Genomic DNA, 20,124 nt, shown 5'->3' on the forward strand with positions numbered 1-20,124 from the left:
ACTACCTCCTAGTTAAACCATGATTCGCGCGCTTTCATAATAAGTTGACCGGCCTTCTCAGCACCGAGACCTTCGATATCTTCGATATCATCAGTCGCTTGGTCAGCTAAGTCATCTACGGTTACCACACCACGAGCTGCGAGAGCTTGCGCGATCTCTGCTGTCATGCCTTCCATTGCAACAAGTTCTTCACTTGGCGCTTGTACGTTTTCTTGCTGTTGTAATGCATCAGCAAGTGCAATTTCTTTTGCACGGCTTTGCAATAGTTCAACCAGTTCCGCATCCAGTTCGATTTCATCAAACGTTTCTGGCGGTACGTAAGCAATTTCTTCAAGCGAGGTGAAGCCCATTTCTACTAACGCCATCGCCAAATCTTCAGCAATATCCAGACGTGTAACAAACATATCCAGGTATTTTTGCGCTTCGCTTTGCTGACGTGCGTAGTACTCTTCTTCCAACATCATGTCCAGCTTGTAGCCAGTCAATTCAGATGCCAGACGAACGTTTTGACCTTGTGAACCAATTGCACGAGCTAGCTGATCACTAGTCGCGAAAATGATGTCTGCAGTACGTGCATCTTCATCGATGACAATACTAGATACATCTGCTGGTTCTAATGCGCTTGCGATATATTGCGCAGGATCATCCGACCAAACCACTACATCAATACGCTCGCCATTGAGCTCTTGCTGTACAGCCTGGATACGTGTACCACGCATACCAATACAAGCACCCACCGGGTCAATACGGTGGTCGTTGGTTTTCACTGCAATTTTAGCACGAACGCCCGGTTGACGAGCTGCGGCCTTAATTTCAATGATTTCTTCAGAAATTTCAGGAATTTCTTTTTTCATCAATGCAATCAGCATTTCCGGTTTAGCACGTGACAACAATAATTGTGCACCACGGCCTTCACGGTTAACGCTATATAAAATCGCATTTACGCGTTGTTTCGGACGAAGGATTTCCTTCGGAATCATCTCTTCGCGTGCTAGATACGCTTCTGCGTTGTCACCCAAGTCAATGATAAAACCATCTTTGGTTTGTTTTTTCACTTCACCGTAGATCAGCTCACCGACTTTAGATTCATAAGCATCGGCAACCAGTGCACGTTCTGCTTCACGGATCTTCTGTACAATTACCTGTTTTGCGATCTGGGCAGCAATACGACCGAAATCGATTGATTCTACTTCCAGTTCACGGATATCGCCAATCGACCACTGCGCTGGATCGACATCAGAGATCGCATCCTGACAAGCAGGCATTTCATGATCTTCATCAGCCACTACTTCCCATTGACGGAAAGTACGATAATCACCAGTTTTACGGTCAATTTCTACACGAAGACGAGCTTCTTCCGAGTGAGTCCCCTCGTAGAATTTCTTCTTAGTCGCTGCAACCAAAGCTTGTTCTAGCGCTTCAAAAATTGCTTCACGACTTACACCTTTTTCGTTACTAACCGTTTCAACGACGGTAAGAATTTCACGTGCCATAAGTCACCTATTCGTTCAGATTCTTATTAATTGAATTAATCTTGATAGACCAAGTTTGCTTTATCGATATTGTGACTGTCGATATCCAAAATCTGTTGCTTTTCTACTTCAACTTGAATCATTTCATTTTCAAGGTCGACTGCAACCAGTTTTGCCTGGAATTTACGACGGTTATCGACGGCACTGATCAAACGCAGCGCAACCGTTTGTCCGATATAATGAGCCATCTGCTCCAGCTGGAAGAATGGACGATCCCAACCTGGTGAAGACACTTCAAGCGAATATTCACCTGAGATTGGATCATGTACATCCAAGATCGCGCCGACTTGCTGTGTGACACGTACACAGTCCTGAACCCCAATACCACGACCCTGCTCTTCTTCGCCATCTTCATTGACAACAGGTGCTGCATTTTCATCGACCGGTTTGTCGATATAGATCCGTAATAATGAACGTTTGCCTTGTGGCAGGAATTCAATCCCCCACAGATTTACATCACAGGCTTCAACTGCTGGTGCAATCAAGTCCTGAAGTGCTTGAGTTTTATTTGATAGCTTCATTTACTCTCGTCATCTGGTGCGATTTTATGATCTATTTGACCACTACAAACCAATACAAACTATAGTAGTAGTGAAACATGGAGATTTGACCAAATATTGTCGACACTACACGATAGCCAATAAAAAAGGGCGTAAATCGCCCCAATTAATGCACAATTTGAACTTTTTTCAAATCCCACTGTGCAAAAAGGCCCACCATAGTTGTGAGCCTCTTTTAAGAAACTTGGTAGCGGGAGCTGGATTTGAACCAACGACCTTCGGGTTATGAGCCCGACGAGCTACCAGACTGCTCCATCCCGCATCAACGTGCAAAAATTATATACAAAAGATGCGAACTTTTCAATCACAACCACATCATTCTGCATATTTGTTATCTGTTACTGAAAAATTGGTAGCGGGAGCTGGATTTGAACCAACGACCTTCGGGTTATGAGCCCGACGAGCTACCAGACTGCTCCATCCCGCATCAGCATACAAATAACATTCAGCTTAACATTCTATCATTAAACTGCCTTTAAAGTTTGCATCTTTAAAGGATTGGTAGCGGGGGCTGGATTTGAACCAACGACCTTCGGGTTATGAGCCCGACGAGCTACCAGACTGCTCCACCCCGCAACAACATGCAAATAATCCTTCTCAACTTAAATCTGATTTAAGTTGCCTTTTAAAAGTTTGCGTCTTTAAAAAAGGATTGATTGGTAGCGGGAGCTGGATTTGAACCAACGACCTTCGGGTTATGAGCCCGACGAGCTACCAGACTGCTCCATCCCGCATCAACAGAAGTTTTTTTAGCTGCATACACCAACTTATATTCTGGATTATAAGTTGGTGCGGAAGGGGGGACTTGAACCCCCACGCCCGAAAGCACTACCACCTCAAGGTAGCGTGTCTACCAATTCCACCACCACCGCAGCTGTGACGCATTCTAGTCGCATCACTGAAAAAAAGAAAGGTTTAATTAAAATTATTCGGTCGTTTGTGGTGCAGTTGGTGAAGTTTCAACCGGTTGCGCAGGCGCAGTTGGTGCTGATTGAATTGACGATAAACTGTACGCATTCGTGGTTTGTTTCTTGGCAAGAATCGCCAAAGTAATACTGGTCACAAAGAACAATGCGGTAAAAACTGCCGTCAAACGGGTCATGAAATTACCCGAACCTGAGGCACCAAAGATCGTTGCCGCACCGCCGCCGCCAAATGATGCACCTGCATCCGCACCTTTACCATGCTGAACTAAAATCAAGACAATCATCAAAATCGCTAAGATAATATGTACTACCAGCACAAAAGTTTGCATGCTGAACTCCTAATTATTGTGTATTTGCAAATGCTTGAGCAATTTGATGGAACGACTCAGCATTGAGTGATGCACCACCCACCAATGCCCCGTTAATGTCAGGGCAGGCTGCTAACTCTACTGCATTTTCCGGTTTTACACTACCACCATATAAAATCGCCATAGTCGCAGCATAACCTGTAATCTGGCTCAAACCCTGACGGATCTGGGCATGCATGGCCTGCGCATCTTCTGGAGAAGCTGTTTTACCGGTACCAATGGCCCAGATTGGCTCATAAGCAATCACAATATTTTTCCACTGTTCATCTTCTACCACAGTCGCGATATCGCAAATCTGTTGGAGAACCACCGCTTCTGCCTGCCCTGCTTCACGCTGTTCCAGACTTTCGCCCACACAGTAAATTACGGTTAAACCGGCATTTAAGGCATTCTTGATTTTAGTATTTAAAATCTGTGAACTTTCAGCAAAAATTTCACGACGTTCAGAGTGCCCAATCAATACATAGTGAATCTGGCTATCAGCCAATAATTCAGCACTCACTTCCCCGGTATAAGCGCCTGTCCCTGCAATACGTGATACATCTTGTGCTACGGTATATACAGGGCGATTAGCAGAAGCAAATGCAGTTTGAATTTGAGTTAAGGCAAGGGTTGTCGGCGCCACACCCAAATGACATTTCTCTGTTGAAACTGGTGCAGACTCAAGCAAGTCTTTTAAATTCTGAACCAAAGCTTGGGCATCTGCCTGCATTGGATTCATTTTCCAGTTGCCCACCACCCAAGGGGTAATCGTCGAAACCGACATAAATAACCTATTTCACTGACATATCTTGAATTGGGCACATTCTACACGGAATTGTAAAATTTAAAGAATAGTTTTATTCATCCTATTTCTCAGTTTAGACTATTCAAAATGGTTATTTTTTGTTATCACTGAAAAAAATGCCCGGTTCTTCCGACCAGTTCAAGCTTTTACTGAATATCACGAAGATTGCAGCATTCTCAGCTATGGTATTTTTGTATAACAAACGTATAATTTTAGAATAGCAAATTAAAAAAATTGAATTGATAGGCATTTGAAGCATGACAGCATTGCAGGGGTCACCAAGATTTACGGGGTTTATTCGTCGCCTGGTCGATGAAGGGGTATTATCAGCTGAAGATATGCGGACTGCTTTAGCCAATGCCAAACAGGAAAAAACAGATATCGTGGCCTATTTGGTCAGTCATCATAATCTTTCCCCTACTACCATTGCTGAAACGATCTCAGTAGAATTTGGTGAGCCTCTATTTGATATTGGTGCTTATGATCCGGGACAAATCCTGCGTGAAGATATTGATGAAAAGCTGATTACCAAGCATCGTATTCTGCCAATTTATAAAAACGCCAATATTCTTTATGTCGCCACGAGCAATCCGACCAATATCGAAGCAACGGATGCCATCCGCTTTGCAACCAAACTGAATATTGAAACTGTTATTGTTGAACACAATAAACTCGAAAAACTGATTGAGCAAAACTTTACTGAAGAAAGTACTTTTGATTTTGATGATGATTTCGATCTGGATGTAAATGTCGATACAGCCGATCCGACTCAAGAAGAAGACGAAAAAGACAAGGGTGAAGAAGCCCCTATTGTTAAATATATTAATAAGTTACTGATTGATGCTATTCGTATGGGCGCTTCGGATCTACATTTTGAACCTTATGAAAAAATGTATCGGGTGCGCTATCGTGTCGATGGGGTTTTACGTCAGATTGCAACCCCGCCCCTACAACTGGCAAACCGTTTGGCGTCGCGTTTGAAAGTCATGTCGCAGATGGACATTTCTGAGAAACGCGTGCCTCAAGACGGCCGTATTAAATTAAAGCTCTCAAAAAACAAAGCCATCGACTTCCGTGTTAACTCGCTCCCTACCCTGTTTGGCGAAAAACTGGTTCTACGTATTTTAGATCCGTCTAGTGCCATGCTGGGAATTGATGCTTTAGGTTATGAACCTGAGCAGAAAGAATTATTTATGGAAGCCTTAGATAAACCGCAAGGGATGTTACTGATTACCGGTCCTACTGGTTCCGGTAAAACAGTATCCCTTTATACGGGCTTAAACATCTTAAATCGTGAAGATACCAATATTTCTACTGCGGAAGACCCAGTCGAGATTAACCTGCAAGGGATTAATCAGGTGAACGTCAATAATAAAGTTGGCCTGACGTTTGCAGCTGCTTTAAAATCCTTTCTGCGTCAGGATCCTGATATTGTCATGGTCGGTGAGATCCGTGATCTGGAAACAGCTGAAATTGCAATCAAAGCAGCGCAAACAGGTCATATGGTGATGTCAACTCTGCACACCAACAGTGCTCCGGAAACTTTGACCCGTTTACGTAATATGGGCGTACCTTCTTTCAATATCGCGACTTCAGTCAATCTGGTGATTGCGCAGCGTCTGGCCCGTCGCTTGTGCTCACAATGTAAAAAACCGGCTGACATTCCAAAGCAAAGCTTACTGGAGATGGGCTTTACCGAAGCAGATTTACAAAGCCCTGAATTTCAGATTTATGAGCCAGTCGGCTGTAATGAATGTCGTGAAGGTTATAAGGGCCGGGTCGGTATTTATGAAGTTATGAAGGTAACACCTGAGATTTCAAGAATTATTATGGAAGATGGCAATGCCATTGAAATTGCTGAAGCTTCCGCACGTGCAGGATTTAACAATTTACGCCGATCAGGGTTAGTGAAGGTTATGCAGGGGGTGACTTCTTTACAGGAAGTCAATCGTGTAACCAGCGAATGATCGTGCTGAATATAAAATAAGGATAAAGCTATGGCAGCAGTAAAAAAAGGCCAGATGACACCGATCTTCAGTTATGAAGGGGTTGATCGCAAAGGCGCCAAGATCAAGGGGGAATTGCCGGCACGAAATATGGCCTTGGCAAAAGTGAACTTGCGCAAACAAGGCATTACGATCAAAACCATCCGGGAAAAGAAAAAAAATATTCTCGAAGGTTTGATGAAGAAAAAAGTTTCCACGCTGGATATCACCATCTTCACCCGTCAGTTAGCCACCATGATGAAAGCAGGGGTGCCTTTAGTACAAGGCTTTGAAATTGTTGCAGAAGGTTTAGAAAATCCATCTATGCGCGAGGTTGTACTGGGAATCAAAGGTGAAGTTGAAGGGGGGAATACTTTTGCCGGAGCATTACGAAAATACCCACAATATTTTGACAACCTATTCTGTTCTTTGGTCGAATCTGGCGAGCAATCTGGTGCTCTGGAAACCATGCTGGATCGTGTCGCGATTTACAAAGAAAAAAGTGAGTTGTTAAAGCAAAAAATTAAAAAAGCCATGAAATATCCTATATCAGTAATTGTGGTTGCAATTATTGTGACGATTATTTTGATGGTGAAAGTGGTACCCGTATTTCAAGAACTTTTTCAAGGATTTGGTGCAGACCTACCAGCCTTTACGCAGTTTGTTGTTAACTTGTCAAATTGGTTCCAGCAATACTGGTTCTTATTTATTCTTGGCATTGGAATTATTATTACTATATTTCTTGAAAGTAAAAAACGTAGTAAAAAATTTCGAGACTTGCTTGATAGAGCTGCACTTAAAGCTCCCATTTTTGGTGATCTGGTCTATAAAGCAATTATTGCCCGCTATAGCCGTACCCTAGCGACGACTTTTGCTGCCGGTGTACCATTAATTGATGCCCTTGAATCTACAGCTGGTGCGACCAATAATGTGGTTTATGAAGAGGCCGTATTGAAAATCAAGGAAGATGTTGCAACCGGTCAACAGCTTCAATTTGCCATGCGTGTCACGAATAAATTTCCTTCTATGGCTGTACAGATGGTTGCGATTGGTGAAGAATCAGGTGCATTGGATGCTATGCTGGATAAAGTTGCGACGCATTATGAAAACGAAGTCGACAATGCGGTCGACGGTTTAACTTCCATGATGGAACCCTTGATTATGGCAATTCTTGGTGTCCTTGTTGGTGGCCTTGTTATCGCAATGTACCTTCCAATTTTCCAAATGGGTTCCGTGGTTGGCTAATTTACAGGTTAAATATTTTGTTTATTAATGTTATTTCTTATTTTATTTCAAACCCAACTGCGCTTTCTCTCGCAGTTGGGCTTTTTAGTCTCTGTATTGGTAGCTTTTTAAACGTTGTCATTTACCGCACCCCTAAAATGATGGAACAGGAATGGCGTACAGATTGCCAGCTGTTTTTGCATCCAGACCAGCCCATCATTGATGAGAACAAAATTACTTTAAGCAAGCCAGCTTCAACCTGCCCGAAATGTCAGACTCCTATTCGCTGGTATCAAAATATTCCAGTGATTAGCTGGATATTATTACGTGGTAAATGTGGTAACTGTCAGAATCCAATCAGTATCCGCTATCCATTTATTGAACTTCTCACAGCTGCTTGTGCGCTGATAGTGGTGGCAGTATTTGGGCCTACCATACAGATGCTGTTTGGTCTGGTTTTTACCTATGTCCTGATTGCCCTCACCTTTATTGATTTCGATACCCAGTTATTACCCGATCGCTATACCATGCCGCTGGCTGCACTCGGCCTGGGCATTAATAGTTATGCGATTTATACTACCCCTGATTCTGCCATCTGGGGCTATATCATTGGCTTCTTATGCTTGTGGGTGGTGTACTATCTGTTTAAGCTGGTGACCGGCAAGGAAGGTATGGGCTATGGAGATTTCAAATTACTAGCTGCCTTAGGTGCCTGGATGGGGCCTATGCTCCTACCACTCATTGTATTATTGTCATCATTGGTGGGCGCGATTATTGGGATTATCCTGCTTAAAGTCCGTAAAGAAAATCAGCCCTTTGCCTTTGGCCCTTATATTGCCATTGCCGGCTGGATTGCCTTTTTATGGGGTGAGCAGATCATGAAAATCTATTTAGGTCAGTAAAGTGAAATTTGTACTCGGTTTAACTGGTGGAATTGGTAGTGGCAAGTCTGCTGCCAGCCAATGGTTTGAAGCTCAAGGGATTGCTGTCGTAGATGCGGATATTGTCGCCCGTGAAGTCGTTGATATCGGTCAACCAGCCCTACAGCAGATTCAGCAAGCTTTCGGCGATTGGGTTTTACTCAAGGATGGTTCATTGAATCGCCGTGTTTTGCGCGAACATATTTTCCAGTCTCCTGAAGCACGAAAAATGCTGGAAAATATCACCCACCCTGCTATTCGCAATTCAATTATTCAACAGTTACATGCAGCACAAAGTCCTTATGCGATTTTAGTTTCTCCTTTATTGTTTGAAACAAATCAGCATGAACTAACACAACATACGTTATTAATTGATGCTGCTATTGAACTGCAAATTCAACGGGCTTCACAGCGCGATGGACAAAATGTAGAGCAAATTCAGAAGATCATTGCCGCACAAATGCCGCGTGAACAAAAGTGTGCCATGGCTGATGATATTGTACTGAATGATGGTGAGCTAGAACATCTCTATGCTCATCTCACACCATTACATGAAAAGTATCTTCAGATGGCTGCTCAAAATCATTAACCCGAACTCAGTCAGAGTTCAAATAAAAAGCAGCCCTGTTAGGACTGCTTTTTTTGTTGTTTCAGTTTTTGGCTGAGACTGTCTTGATGCATTAACCAGCGCCAAGGCTGTATGGCACCAATGGCCATACCTACCAAACCAGAGACAATCGCGAGACTTAGAGGTTCATTTAATAACGGTACAGCCAGTATGGCAGCAATGAATGGTGCGAGGGTCACGATACTGCCCGCTTTAAATGCACCTAAACGCTTAATCGCTTCCACATAAGTTAGTGTCGCTACAATCACCACAAAAACACCGTGAAAGAGTACCTGGGAAGCCATTTGCCAAGGTTCAGCAGCATCCAGATGTTTGGGGAAGAATAGCAGATAAATTGGCACATAAATGATGGCTGACCAGATCGCTACACTGGCCATAGAATGCCAGGCAGATAGCTTCCATTGACGTAGCAGTACAGTGAATACACCCCACCACATTGCACTGATGAAAAATAGCAGATCGCCTAATCCCAAGGCCACACCGGACTCTCGGAACATCAGCCAACTCATACTGCCAATCGCAAGCAGCATAATCGCCATACTGATCCAAGTATGTCGGTCAAATCCCTGTTTAAATAACACAAAAGCAGCCACTGCGGTACAAAGTGGAATACAGCCATTTAGAAATACGGCAGCATGAGCTGCAGGTGCATAATGGAAAGCAGTATAAGCAGTCAGGCAATACCCTACCCCGCCAATCATGGCTAAGAGAAAGGATTCCTTACTCCACAAAAAGGCTGTGTCCTTTTTATAAATCAGGACTGGCATCAGAATCAGAAAAGCCAATAGAAAACGTAATCCCACCAGATCCCAGGCACTAATCCCCCACTGGGCACTTAAGCGCGTGCTTAAGGTAAAACCTCCCCAAATACACATGGTAATTAAGACAAAGGCATAACCTTGCGTTCGGGGAGACATAGACTTCTTCTTTAACAGTATTTAGGTAAATAATAAAAAGGACTTAAGCTTGACGCTGACGACAGGCTTCATAAAGAGCCATCCCTGTTGCCACGCTCACATTCAGACTTTGCAGATTTCCTGCCATCGGAATATAAACCGTCTGATCACATTGGCTTTGGGTAATTGGACGCAAACCGGTATCTTCCGCACCCATCACCACGCATACACCTGTACCAGTAAAATCAAATTTCTGGATAGGTAAAGCTTTTTCATCCAGCATCGTACCAACCACACGTACATTAAATTCATCTTTGATTTGACCCAAAGTACGCGCCAGATTGGTCACCTGAATAAACTTCACTTTTTCTGCACCACCTGCTGCCACTTTACGTGCAGTCGGCGTCAGGCTTGCTGAACGGTCACGCGGTACAATCACAGCCGCTACACCCATCGCTGCGGCAGTACGAATACAAGCACCCAGGTTATGTGGATCCGTTACCTGATCGAGTGCTAATAGAAGTACTTGAGAATCTTGTTTCAATAGATCTTCCAGATCCTTTTCATTTAAGGTTGGATGCGGGCGAACTGCCGCTACAACGCCTTGGTGAAAAGGCAAACCAGCCAGTTTTTCCAGCTTGTCACGACTAGCCTGCTGGACACTAATGCCAAAAGGCTCAGCCAATTCCAGCACACGTTTCAGGCGCTGATCATCACGGCCTTTCAGGGTAAAAAGAGTCAAGACACGTTCAGGCTCAAGCTCCAGCAGTGATTCTACTGAATGGACGCCATAATAATACTCAGGTTTAGCCATGAACGACCTCGAAAATAAATTGGGAAATAGGCAGCAAAAGAAAAATCCTGCAAAGCCAACTTCACAGGATTCTGTATTAAGCTTAGTTTAACCGATTCAGAACAAAATTTCTTGATCGGTTACAGCTCATCTGTAGGTCTGTTTAGCCTTCAAAATGGCAAACATAGTCCAGCACATCATCAGTTTCAATTTTGAAACGGCTATTGCCTGGCACATAGAAAGACTGACCAGCACGGAACAGTTCTTTTTCTTCGCTGTCAGCGATTTGCACACGGCATTCACCTGAGATGATTTCCATACGCTCAGGCACATGTGTTTCAAAAGTTAATGCATTTTCTGAAGGTAAAATTACCCCTAAGGTTTTTTTAGTGCCATCTTCAAATTGCACCACATGGCTAATGCATAACCCGCCAAAATACACATTCGATTTTTTAAGTACTGATACATGATCAAACTGAGCTGACATGCCATTTCTCCAGATAAAGCATTTTGTAATATTTTGATTGCTGTAGTTTAAATGTGCACCCACAACTAATCAATCGAAGTTTATCGGACTTGAATGAAATTATTTGTGCCCCCTGCTTGCCTTGATTTGAGCCTGTTTAAGTGATTTCGACAGATCCTGGAAAATGCCGTGATTTTTCCCGTCATTTATAAGCAAAATATATTCCGACCTGATTTAATTTAACTTTCAAGCATGTCAGAAAAATGAAAATATCTTTTGCAACTTCAGTGGCCTGATCTTGGTTCCTGTGACACAACATTCAAATAAGCGTGTATTAATCCCTGAAATTTAAGATAGAATGAAATCGATTTATCCTGATTTATAATAACAGCCGCGTTGCTAGACTGAAGCAACTGACATGCTATTTCATTCAAACTTTTCGCAGCCCGGATGCGTTTATGCTGACACATTTAACTCTGATCAATTTTGCTTTGGCCGAGCATCTTGCTATTGATATTGATAAAGGTTTTAACGTTCTTACTGGTGAAACCGGTGCAGGTAAATCCCTGTTACTGGATGCTCTGTCTGCCTGTCTGGGGGAGCGAACCGATACCAATTATGTGCGTTATGGCACCGAAAAAGCCGATGTAACAGCAACCTTTAGTTATCAGGAAGACAGCCCTGAAGCGAGCTGGTTAAAAGAGCATGAACTGGATGATGAGTCGGGGGAGATTCATTTACGCCGGGTGATCTTTGCCACTGGCCGCAGTAAGGCCTGGATCAATGGTCGTCCCAGTAGTCTGTCTGAACTGAAAGAAATTGGCCGACTACTGGTTCAGCTTTATAGCCAGCATAGTCAGCAGCAACTTCTAGAACCACCTTATCCCAAACACTGGCTGGATCGCTATAGCAATTTTTATGCACCGGCTCAGGAAGTACGTGACGCTTATAGCACCTGGCATAAAAATATTCGCCAGCATCAGGCCGCGCTGGATGCACAAGCAACCCGTAAGCAACGTATGGAAACTCTGGAGCTGCAACTTGAAGAACTGGAAGAAGTCGTCCAGACGGATTATCAGGAAATTGAGCAGGAATTTGACCGCCTTTCACATCATGAAGCCATCATGCAGGATTGTGTTTATAGCCTGAATGGCCTGGATGAAGGTGAACAGAATATTTCGCAGGAACTGGCTTCAATCTTGCGCCGCATGGAATCGCATGCCGGTCGTAGCGAACAGCTTTCCCAGATTTATACCTCTTTACTGAATGCCCAAAGCGAACTCGAAGATGCAACGGCAACCTTACGTCAGTTTATGGATCGGCAAAGCTTTGATCCAGAGCGTATGGAAGAACTGAATTCCAAACTGGAAGTATTTCACCGTTTAGCACGCAAATACCGCACCCAGCCAGAATTGCTGAAAGAAGAATATGAGGCCTGGCAGACTGAACTTGAACAATTGCATCAGCTAGAAGACCCAGAAACTCTGGCTGAACAGGTCGAGGTCTCTTATCAGGAGTTTCTAAGCAAAGCTCAACATCTGGACCAGATTCGCCGTGATGCAGCCGAACCGCTGGCGAAAAAACTGACCGAACAGGTGAAACAGCTTGCCCTACCTGAAGCGCATTTTGAATTTAAATTTGAGCCTTTGGAACATCCATCAAGTGAAGGTTTGAGTTTTATTCAGCTTCTGTTTACTGCCAACAAGGGCATACCAGCACAACCTCTGGCACGCGTGGCTTCAGGCGGTGAATTATCCCGTATCGCCTTGGTGATGCAGGTGATGAATGCAGAAAAAACCGAAGCTGAAGTATTGGTCTTTGATGAAATCGACGTCGGGATCAGTGGCGGAACTGCGGAAATCGTGGGTCGCTTATTGGCTGATCTGGCACAGCATGTACAAATTCTTTGTATTACCCATCAGGCGCAGGTGGCTGCACAGTCCGACCAGCATTTATTAGTGAAAAAACGCCAGACTGATCCAGCCAGCAGTACCATTATTAATCTGGAAGAAAGTGAAATTGTACAGGAACTTGCACGTATGACGGGTGGCGTGGAAATTAATGAAACCACCTTGCAGCATGCACGTCAGTTAAGACAGTTAAAGTTTCAGCAAGCATGAATTATGCTTAATAAAAAATCCCTGACTAGTGCAGGGATTTTTTATGAACAGCTTTTAGTTTAAAACAACTTATAAAAAATTAATAAAAAATAAAGCACTCCGCTTTAAATATAAAATTTAATATTTTCTTCTATTTAATTATTTAGTTTGATTATTAAACAATTAAAAATATATAAACTTATTCCTTCTTAAATTTATTTTATATTCTTAGTCGATAATAAATAAGCCCGAGAATTTACCATTCAATAAAATAAAACTAATTTTATTGATTTATTGAAAAAATAAAAAAAATACCTACTTGTAGTTTTTTTATACCCAGTATCTACAAAGCTAAGTTGTCAGTGATACATTTTTGTGGGATAAGTAAATAAAGGAATAGACAATTTGCAAATTGAAAATCCAGTCTTTTGCCCTGATAAATCATCTACCACGATCACAAACGATATAGACTTTTGGAGAGCCGCTCAGGTGACTAAACAATATCTGACTCATCGTTGTCTGATTGCGCCACCCCATGCAAGTGACGATTTTTTTGCGCATACGGTCATTTATTTGGCCCGTCATGATGAAGATGGTGCTCAAGGGATCATTATTAACCGCCCTGCTGGTATTCAAATTAAAGAATTGCTGAATGATCTGGATATTGAGGCGGATAATGTCAATCCCCATGAAGTGTTGCAAGGTGGACCTTTGCGACCTGAGGCCGGTTTTGTCCTGCATACCGGTCAGCCGACCTGGCATTCTTCTATTGCTGTGGGTGAAAATGTTTGTATTACCACATCTAAAGATATTCTGGATGCGATTGCGCATAATGAAGGTGTAGGCCGCTATCAGATCGCATTGGGTTATGCCAGCTGGGGCAAACATCAGCTTGAAGAAGAGATTGCCCGGGGTGACTGGCTAATCTGTGAATCCGATATGGACCTGATTTTTAACTTACCTTATAACGACCGCTGGGATGCTGCCTATAAAAAAATGGGCGTAGACCGAACCTGGTTATCTTCCGAGATTGGACATGCCTGATGTAAACGCGCCAAACACTATTATGGCGTTTGATTTTGGTACACAGAAAATGGGAATGGCAGTCGGTCAATCCCTGATTGAAAGTGCCAATCCCCTCCCTTTATTTCCCATGAAAGATGGGATCCCGAACTGGGATGAGTTACTGAAAATCGTAAAAAGCCATCAGCCAGGCTTATTTTTAGTTGGTCTGCCACTGAATATGGATGATAGTGAATCTGAACTGTCGACACGGGCACGTAAATTTGCCCGCCGTTTACGTCATCAGACCAATATTGAAACCTTGATGGTGGATGAACGCCTGACCACTCGTGAAGCACGGGATGAACTGGATCATTATCAGGCTCAAGGTCGCGGCAAAAAATTGTCAGCGGACAGTATTGCTGCTGCCCTCTTGATTGAAAGCTGGTATCGGCATCCGGTTGGACTACAACCTTAAATTTCTTTTTGAATATCAGCCATAGCATCTTTCGAGATGCTATTTTTTTTGAATTAAAGAATCTCTTTTTTAGTTCATTGGGATACTTTCAATCTAAAAGAATAGAGTGCCTTCATCAATCATTTTTTAATCATAAAACAATGACCAAAGAAATTTCCTCATCCTCACTTTCTCCCTGAGGGAGAAAGAATTTTAAATACTAATGAACTAATATTTTTTGTTTTATCAAAGATAATTTAATTAAGGAAAAAAATAACGAAAAGTCAGGTTAATTCTGGGTTCCAAAACCCGAGTCGTTTTCCGGATACAATGTTTCCAGTAGTGTTGAGTCTGTCCACGCATCACAATCAATTGACCACTTTGCAAAAGCAGATCTACTGTTTTATTTTCTGTCTTATGTTTAAAGCTCATCTTGCGGGTTGCCCCCAGACTGAGGGATGCGATCACATTTTCGCGGGACGCCCCTTGATATAAAGCCGCTTCATCATCACTATGCCAGCCCAGACCCTGCGAACCATCTTCATATAAATTAGCCAGACAGGAATTAAAGGAATGACCCACCAGTTTCTCAATATGCTGCTTTAACCGAAATAGCCCCGGTGTCCAGATATGAGCTTGTTTGAAACTTCCGGAATAATGATATTGATAGTGTTCATCGCCATACCAGACGACTTTTCGCCCAGTAATATAATGCTTGCCAAATAAAGTGACTTCATCCGCTTGCCAGGCCAGATGAGCTAAAAAATGCTGTAAATATTGCTGGCTCTGCTGCTCATTTAAAATCTGCCCATAATCCTCTGCCACCCCATCAAAGGGTAATAAATTCATTTGAGGTTCTGGCGCAAACAGGTCCAAAGTCATTTTAAAATCAGTCTAAAAATTTCAGTATCTTGCTGAAAAGATTGAGACTTATCCAGAGAAATTACAATCTAATTTCACAAATAAATACAACATTTAATCTTGTGAGTACCTTTATTCCTGCCTAGACTAAATTCAACTTTGACAATAAAAATAATTGCTTATGAATTTATGGCAGCTGTTTTTTAAACTTCGTCCCTTTGTCAGCCCTTATCGGCTCCTGGTGATTGCGACCCTCATTCTGACCCTGATCGGTTCCTTTACTGCTCAGGTCAATGCACTGACCCTGCAATATGCAGTCGATAGCATCAATGCACTGCTGGAACAAGGACAAGGGCTAGATGAAGGCTGGCATATCCTGATCACTATCTCTGCCATTTTACTCGGTAAGGAAGTGGTGAATGCGCTGGTACAGTTTGGGCAGAAGTTTTATGGAGAAAAGCTGCGGATTTTTATTTCCCAAGATCTGGCTCAAGGCATTATTGAAAAGTTTTTAAAGTATCGGCTGGCATTTTTTAATCAGGATAATAATCAGGCCGGAAAATTGCAGACCCGGATCGACCGCGGAATTGGCTCCCTCACCCGACTGGTCCAGATCTTTTTCATTGATATTTTTCCTCTATTTACCAGTGCAATTGTCGCGCTCGGATTGATGTACTATGCCAATTTTTATGTCGGGCTGGTCGCCACAGCGATTGTACCGATCTACTTCTGGCTCACCTATAAACAGGCACAAAAACTTGGTGGATGGCGCCGTAGTCTGAGAGATGGCCGGGAAAAAAAGAGCCAAGGGATTCTCAGTATCATCAATTCAATTACAGTCATCAAATCCTTTAACCGGGAATCAATTGAATCAGACAAGCAGCTGAGCTTGCAGCGTGAACTGACCGATAACCAGATGAAAACCCGGCAAACCAGCTTCCTGTTTGATGGCTTAAAAACCTTTATTGAACAGATCGGCATAGTCCTGATTATTATTCTGACCTCCTATTTTGTACTGGATGGCCAGATGAGTATCGGCATGATCATGTACCATGTGCTGCTCTTTAATAACGTCTCTGCCCCGATTCGCTCGTTGCACCGGATTTATGATGAAGTGAATGATGCCATGATCTATTCAGAAAGCTTCTTTAATATTCTGGAAGCGGATGCTGAAATTGAACAGAGTGGCCAGCAAAAACCACCTGTCCAAGGCCGATTTGAGCTAAGTGGCGTGAATTTTTATTATCCGAATGGGCATCATGCTTTAAAAGATATCAATATGGAAATCCGCCCCAATACCATTACCGCACTGGTAGGATTATCGGGAGCCGGAAAATCAACCTTGATCAGTCTGCTAGATAAATTTTATGAACCACAGGAAGGCCAGATCAAGCTGGATGGGATTGATTTAAAAGATTATGACACTCAATATTTACGTGATCATATCGGATTGGTACTACAGAAAAACCATATTTTCCAGGGCACAATTTTTGACAATATCCGTTATGGCAAAACCAATGCCAGTATGGATGAGGTGATTGCAGCTGCTCAAAAAGCCTCAATTCATGAACAGATTTTACAGCTACCGGATGGTTATGATTCCGATGCCCTGCAACTGTCCGGTGGTCAGCAACAGCGGATTGCCATCGCACGGATGTTCCTGAAAAACCCGCCGATTATTTTTCTGGATGAACCAACGGCAAGCCTGGATGCCATTGCAACCGAACAGATTAAACAGAGTCTGGATCAGATCAAGCAAGGCCGTACCGTGATTATCATTTCACATAGCCTGTCTCAAATTATTGATGCGGACTATACCTATGTAATGAAAGAAGGTTGTATTGCCGAACACGGTGAACATGATGTGCTTTATCATCAGGACGGCGTATATAAGGAAATTTTTGATGCAATGGCGAAGAGCCTGAATATTGAAAAAATTGCCAAGACTTTTGAAGATGATGCAGAGGAAGAGACCCATAGTTAGCTCTTCATTAGGCTGCCCCTAAAAAATAAAAGCGGTCTTTAATGACCGCTTAAAATCAAGATTTATCATCCAGTATTAAAACCGCATAATCCATTCACCCTTAATATAGCGGTAATCGTAATTAGGACCATAGAACGAAGCACTACGATTATATCCGGCATTCATCCGCAGAAATTGCGAGCCACGAACAGGACTTTGTAAGTTAAGTTCGAATAATCGGGTAGACTGACTCGGATCCTGATTGATTTTTTCTCGGCCAAAGCCTGCCGTTAAGCCTGCAGACCAGCCAGCAAAACGCTGACGCCAGCCAAGAGCGAGCATCGATTCTTGATAATCTTCTGGGTTGAAGTACTCTCTACCCACATCTTCTTCACTGCTGCGATACATACGATAACGAGCCTGAAGCGTTAGACCTAGATCTAGTGAAGGCTGATAAATCAGTCTAAGGCGGCCATGATCACGGCGGTTATCATCCGAGAAAAACTGTGTTCCCGCTAACCCCACGAGAGTGACATGTTCTCCCAGCCCCTGATCCAGTGCCGCACCGACAAAAGTAAAGTTCGTTCCTGCATCAAGTGCAGGCTGGGTTTCAACCCAGTCACGATTGGCAAAAAGTTCTACTGCTGTCTTTTCTGCAAGTGCTGTACGGTAACTGCCATCAAAGGTCAATAAAGTATGATCACCTTGCTCAAATAATCCTGCTTCCAAGTTCCAGCCATTGGCTGTAGCGGACTCAATATCACGCCCAATAAATGAGACTTTCTGACCATCTTGTTTCCAGTCATCTGCCCTATATTGATAGGCACTGCCACGGATACCCACATAATGATCGGCATCTTCATATTGAGGCAAGAATTCCGCTGACAATTTACGGGTTTGAAAACCTTCGCTATCGTCACTCAAAAAGAATTCTGTTCCAGCCGCTCTTTCACTTGATGTCTGATTTTCATCTAATCCATTGGCCAGGCTGGCAGTACTCAAACTCATGAGCAGAGGAACACATACATATCCGATTTTCATAGTATTCATTTTGTTCCCCAGGTTTTTCGTGTTCTCAACACTTCATCCATATAGCCTAAAATACTGGCAGGTTGAAGCAGGAAACTATAGGCCAATACATACAATAAAAAACCACTGAAGTTTTTGCGGACCTTAAGCTCCAGGTCATTAAACATTCTGCGTTCAATCGAATAATTTAAGAAACCCAACAGGAATGCCATTGGTAGTAGCACCAAAGTCATGATTCCGACAATCCAGTAATGTCCAAAACATGCCAGAATGATTCCCGGAATAAAGCCAAAGGTAAAGGCAATATCCAGCCACGGGAAAAACAGGTTCCAGTAAATAAAAAATGTAGAGAGTCTTGGCTTGATTAAAATACTGGGATGCTTAATAAATGCTTCAATCATGCCACGAGCCCAACGCTGACGCTGTTTAACAAATACTTTAAGCGTCGTCGGTGCATTGGTAAACAGGCAGGCATCCTCACAATGGCCAATCCGATAACCTGCATTTAACAAGGCCCAGGTCAGCACAATATCTTCACCTACACATTCAGGCCAGCCGCCGACTTCAATCAGGGCATTACGGTCATAAATAGAGAAAGCTCCTTGCGCTACCAGAGTTCCCTGATAAAGAGATTGCAGGCGTTTGGTTGCCGAGATACCCAGAAAATAATCCCATTCCTGAGTTTTGGTCAGCAGATTGGTACGCGAATTACGTACCAGAATTTTACCTGCAACCGCACGTGTATTTGGAGGATCTGCCACATAGCGCTCAACAATATTAATCAGAGCAATACGATGGAGATAAGAATCCGCATCAACGGTAATCACCAGATCATGTTCGGCAAGTTTCAGGCCTTCATTTAAGGCATGCGCCTTCCCTGCATTTTGCTTTAAATCCAGTAAAGTCAGCCAGGGAAATCTTGATTCTGCTTTGCGGACAATCTCTGCGGTTTCATCCTGAGAACCATCATTAATCACAATAACCTGTAATTTTCCCGGATATTTTTGCTTGTTAATACTGACCAAAGTGTCTTCAATTGACGCGGCTTCATTGTAAGCAGCCACCAACATGGTAATCCCTGGATAAACTGCTAATGGCTGGCGTTTAGGGCGTCTGTCCATCATCAGGCTTAATGCCGCAAATGAGTTCATAAATCCTGGAATAATGGCAATACCATAAATCAGAAAAATAGCCCAAAAGTAACCAACATAAGTGCTCAAATCATGCATCCAGTCCTGAGCAATCCAGATGGAAAATACGGTCCAAAAACACGCACCCATTAACGCGATCACAAACTTTAACTGCACAGAAAAGTAAATTCGGGAAGATTCTCTTTGACTTTCATCAATGATCATGAATTTTCTCTTAAATATATAATTTCACTGAGTAAATGAATGCAGGGTTAGGTTTAGACCAGAAGTATGTGACTGATAACAAAAGAGCTTCGTTTTTCTTTCTTATCTATTGGTTTGATGAGCACATGAAAAAATCTTTTCACTTTCTGAAAATAATTCCATTTTCATAAATCAACCCGCATTTTGCTAAATTATATACAACTTTTGTATGTTTTTTGATAAATAGTTCACATTTCTTTTAATTAAATTTATAAAGCTTATTAGTAATTGTTA

At 42.8% G+C, this 20,124-nt stretch carries 18 protein-coding genes and 5 tRNA genes; 8 read left to right on the forward strand and 15 right to left on the reverse strand.

Features of this window, described 5'->3' with window-relative positions; all coding sequences use genetic code 11:
- Window positions 1-8: 8 nt before the first annotated feature.
- The 9 genes from nusA to tpiA form a co-directional block, all read right to left on the reverse strand.
- The gene (gene nusA, locus B3Q46_RS00130; RefSeq protein ID WP_004787201.1) at window positions 9-1,493 is read right to left on the reverse strand and encodes a transcription termination factor NusA; all 1,485 of its coding nucleotides are present in this window, start codon (window positions 1,491-1,493) and stop codon (window positions 9-11) included.
- A 35-nt stretch (window positions 1,494-1,528) separates the two neighbouring features.
- On the reverse strand, window positions 1,529-2,053 hold the full coding sequence (gene rimP, locus B3Q46_RS00135; protein WP_179992192.1) for a ribosome maturation factor RimP: 525 nt from the start codon (window positions 2,051-2,053) through the stop codon (window positions 1,529-1,531).
- A 224-nt stretch (window positions 2,054-2,277) separates the two neighbouring features.
- Window positions 2,278-2,354 (reverse strand) — tRNA-Met (locus B3Q46_RS00140).
- Between the two features lie 88 nt (window positions 2,355-2,442).
- Window positions 2,443-2,519: transfer RNA gene (locus B3Q46_RS00145), tRNA-Met, on the reverse strand.
- Window positions 2,520-2,591: 72 nt separating this feature from the next.
- Window positions 2,592-2,668: transfer RNA gene (locus tag B3Q46_RS00150), tRNA-Met, on the reverse strand.
- A gap of 81 nt (window positions 2,669-2,749) precedes the next feature.
- Window positions 2,750-2,826 (reverse strand) — tRNA-Met (locus B3Q46_RS00155).
- A gap of 53 nt (window positions 2,827-2,879) precedes the next feature.
- Window positions 2,880-2,964, reverse strand: a tRNA-Leu gene (locus B3Q46_RS00160).
- A 53-nt stretch (window positions 2,965-3,017) separates the two neighbouring features.
- The gene (gene secG / locus B3Q46_RS00165) at window positions 3,018-3,347 is read right to left on the reverse strand and encodes a preprotein translocase subunit SecG (protein ID WP_159122712.1); all 330 of its coding nucleotides are present in this window, start codon (window positions 3,345-3,347) and stop codon (window positions 3,018-3,020) included.
- A gap of 13 nt (window positions 3,348-3,360) precedes the next feature.
- Window positions 3,361-4,152: a triose-phosphate isomerase gene (gene tpiA / locus B3Q46_RS00170; protein WP_159122713.1), complete on the reverse strand. Its 792-nt coding sequence runs from the start codon at window positions 4,150-4,152 to the stop codon at window positions 3,361-3,363.
- 278 nt (window positions 4,153-4,430) lie between these two features.
- On the opposite strand from tpiA, the gene pilB reads away from it, so the two are divergent.
- The 4 genes from pilB to coaE are packed head-to-tail and all read left to right on the forward strand — an operon-like array spanning window position 4,431 to window position 8,891.
- Entirely contained in the window at window positions 4,431-6,140 is a 1,710-nt protein-coding gene (pilB, locus tag B3Q46_RS00175; protein ID WP_159122714.1) for a type IV-A pilus assembly ATPase PilB, read from the forward strand.
- A gap of 30 nt (window positions 6,141-6,170) precedes the next feature.
- The gene (locus B3Q46_RS00180) at window positions 6,171-7,403 is read left to right on the forward strand and encodes a type II secretion system F family protein (protein WP_286712710.1); all 1,233 of its coding nucleotides are present in this window, start codon (window positions 6,171-6,173) and stop codon (window positions 7,401-7,403) included.
- A 17-nt stretch (window positions 7,404-7,420) separates the two neighbouring features.
- Complete coding sequence (locus tag B3Q46_RS00185) at window positions 7,421-8,284, forward strand: prepilin peptidase (protein ID WP_286712712.1); 864 nt, start codon at window positions 7,421-7,423, stop codon at window positions 8,282-8,284.
- 1 nt (window position 8,285) lies between these two features.
- Window positions 8,286-8,891 (forward strand): dephospho-CoA kinase, encoded by a 606-nt coding sequence (coaE, locus tag B3Q46_RS00190; RefSeq protein ID WP_286712714.1) that lies wholly within the window; start codon window positions 8,286-8,288, stop codon window positions 8,889-8,891.
- Between the two features lie 38 nt (window positions 8,892-8,929).
- Here coaE and B3Q46_RS00195 read toward each other — a convergent pair whose 3' ends face one another.
- The 3 genes from B3Q46_RS00195 to B3Q46_RS00205 form a co-directional block, all read right to left on the reverse strand.
- Entirely contained in the window at window positions 8,930-9,847 is a 918-nt protein-coding gene (locus B3Q46_RS00195) for a DMT family transporter (protein ID WP_180031292.1), read from the reverse strand.
- A gap of 43 nt (window positions 9,848-9,890) precedes the next feature.
- Entirely contained in the window at window positions 9,891-10,640 is a 750-nt protein-coding gene (gene rlmB / locus B3Q46_RS00200; protein ID WP_005233526.1) for a 23S rRNA (guanosine(2251)-2'-O)-methyltransferase RlmB, read from the reverse strand.
- A gap of 142 nt (window positions 10,641-10,782) precedes the next feature.
- The gene (locus B3Q46_RS00205) at window positions 10,783-11,106 is read right to left on the reverse strand and encodes a pyrimidine/purine nucleoside phosphorylase (protein WP_004787221.1); all 324 of its coding nucleotides are present in this window, start codon (window positions 11,104-11,106) and stop codon (window positions 10,783-10,785) included.
- Between the two features lie 437 nt (window positions 11,107-11,543).
- Here B3Q46_RS00205 and recN point away from each other — a divergent pair, with 437 nt between their 5' ends.
- The 3 genes from recN to ruvX all read left to right on the forward strand — a co-directional run bounded on the left by recN (window position 11,544) and on the right by ruvX (window position 14,664).
- Window positions 11,544-13,205 (forward strand): DNA repair protein RecN, encoded by a 1,662-nt coding sequence (recN, locus tag B3Q46_RS00210; protein WP_180002783.1) that lies wholly within the window; start codon window positions 11,544-11,546, stop codon window positions 13,203-13,205.
- A gap of 468 nt (window positions 13,206-13,673) precedes the next feature.
- Window positions 13,674-14,228: a YqgE/AlgH family protein gene (locus B3Q46_RS00215; protein WP_004787233.1), complete on the forward strand. Its 555-nt coding sequence runs from the start codon at window positions 13,674-13,676 to the stop codon at window positions 14,226-14,228.
- A complete protein-coding gene (gene ruvX / locus B3Q46_RS00220) occupies window positions 14,221-14,664 on the forward strand; it encodes a Holliday junction resolvase RuvX (protein ID WP_034169762.1) in 444 nt (147 codons plus the stop codon). The genes B3Q46_RS00215 and ruvX overlap by 8 nt, the downstream gene beginning before the upstream one ends.
- A gap of 240 nt (window positions 14,665-14,904) precedes the next feature.
- On the opposite strand, the gene B3Q46_RS00225 is transcribed toward ruvX, so the two are convergent.
- Window positions 14,905-15,525, reverse strand: a complete 621-nt coding sequence (locus B3Q46_RS00225) for an alpha-ketoglutarate-dependent dioxygenase AlkB family protein (protein ID WP_286712722.1) — start codon at window positions 15,523-15,525, stop codon at window positions 14,905-14,907.
- Between the two features lie 160 nt (window positions 15,526-15,685).
- Here B3Q46_RS00225 and B3Q46_RS00230 point away from each other — a divergent pair, with 160 nt between their 5' ends.
- Window positions 15,686-17,488, forward strand: a complete 1,803-nt coding sequence (locus tag B3Q46_RS00230; protein WP_286712724.1) for an ABC transporter ATP-binding protein — start codon at window positions 15,686-15,688, stop codon at window positions 17,486-17,488.
- 75 nt (window positions 17,489-17,563) lie between these two features.
- Here B3Q46_RS00230 and B3Q46_RS00235 read toward each other — a convergent pair whose 3' ends face one another.
- Together B3Q46_RS00235 and B3Q46_RS00240 are read right to left on the reverse strand one after the other, a co-directional pair.
- A complete protein-coding gene (locus B3Q46_RS00235; RefSeq protein WP_286712726.1) occupies window positions 17,564-18,517 on the reverse strand; it encodes a hypothetical protein in 954 nt (317 codons plus the stop codon).
- Window positions 18,514-19,851, reverse strand: coding sequence for a glycosyltransferase (locus B3Q46_RS00240; RefSeq protein WP_286712728.1), 1,338 nt, complete (start codon window positions 19,849-19,851; stop codon window positions 18,514-18,516). The genes B3Q46_RS00235 and B3Q46_RS00240 overlap by 4 nt, the downstream gene beginning before the upstream one ends.
- Window positions 19,852-20,124: the final 273 nt, after the last annotated feature.

The sequence above is a fragment of the Acinetobacter sp. UBA2581 genome (genome assembly GCF_002339435.1).
Classification (GTDB): domain Bacteria; phylum Pseudomonadota; class Gammaproteobacteria; order Pseudomonadales; family Moraxellaceae; genus Acinetobacter; species Acinetobacter variabilis.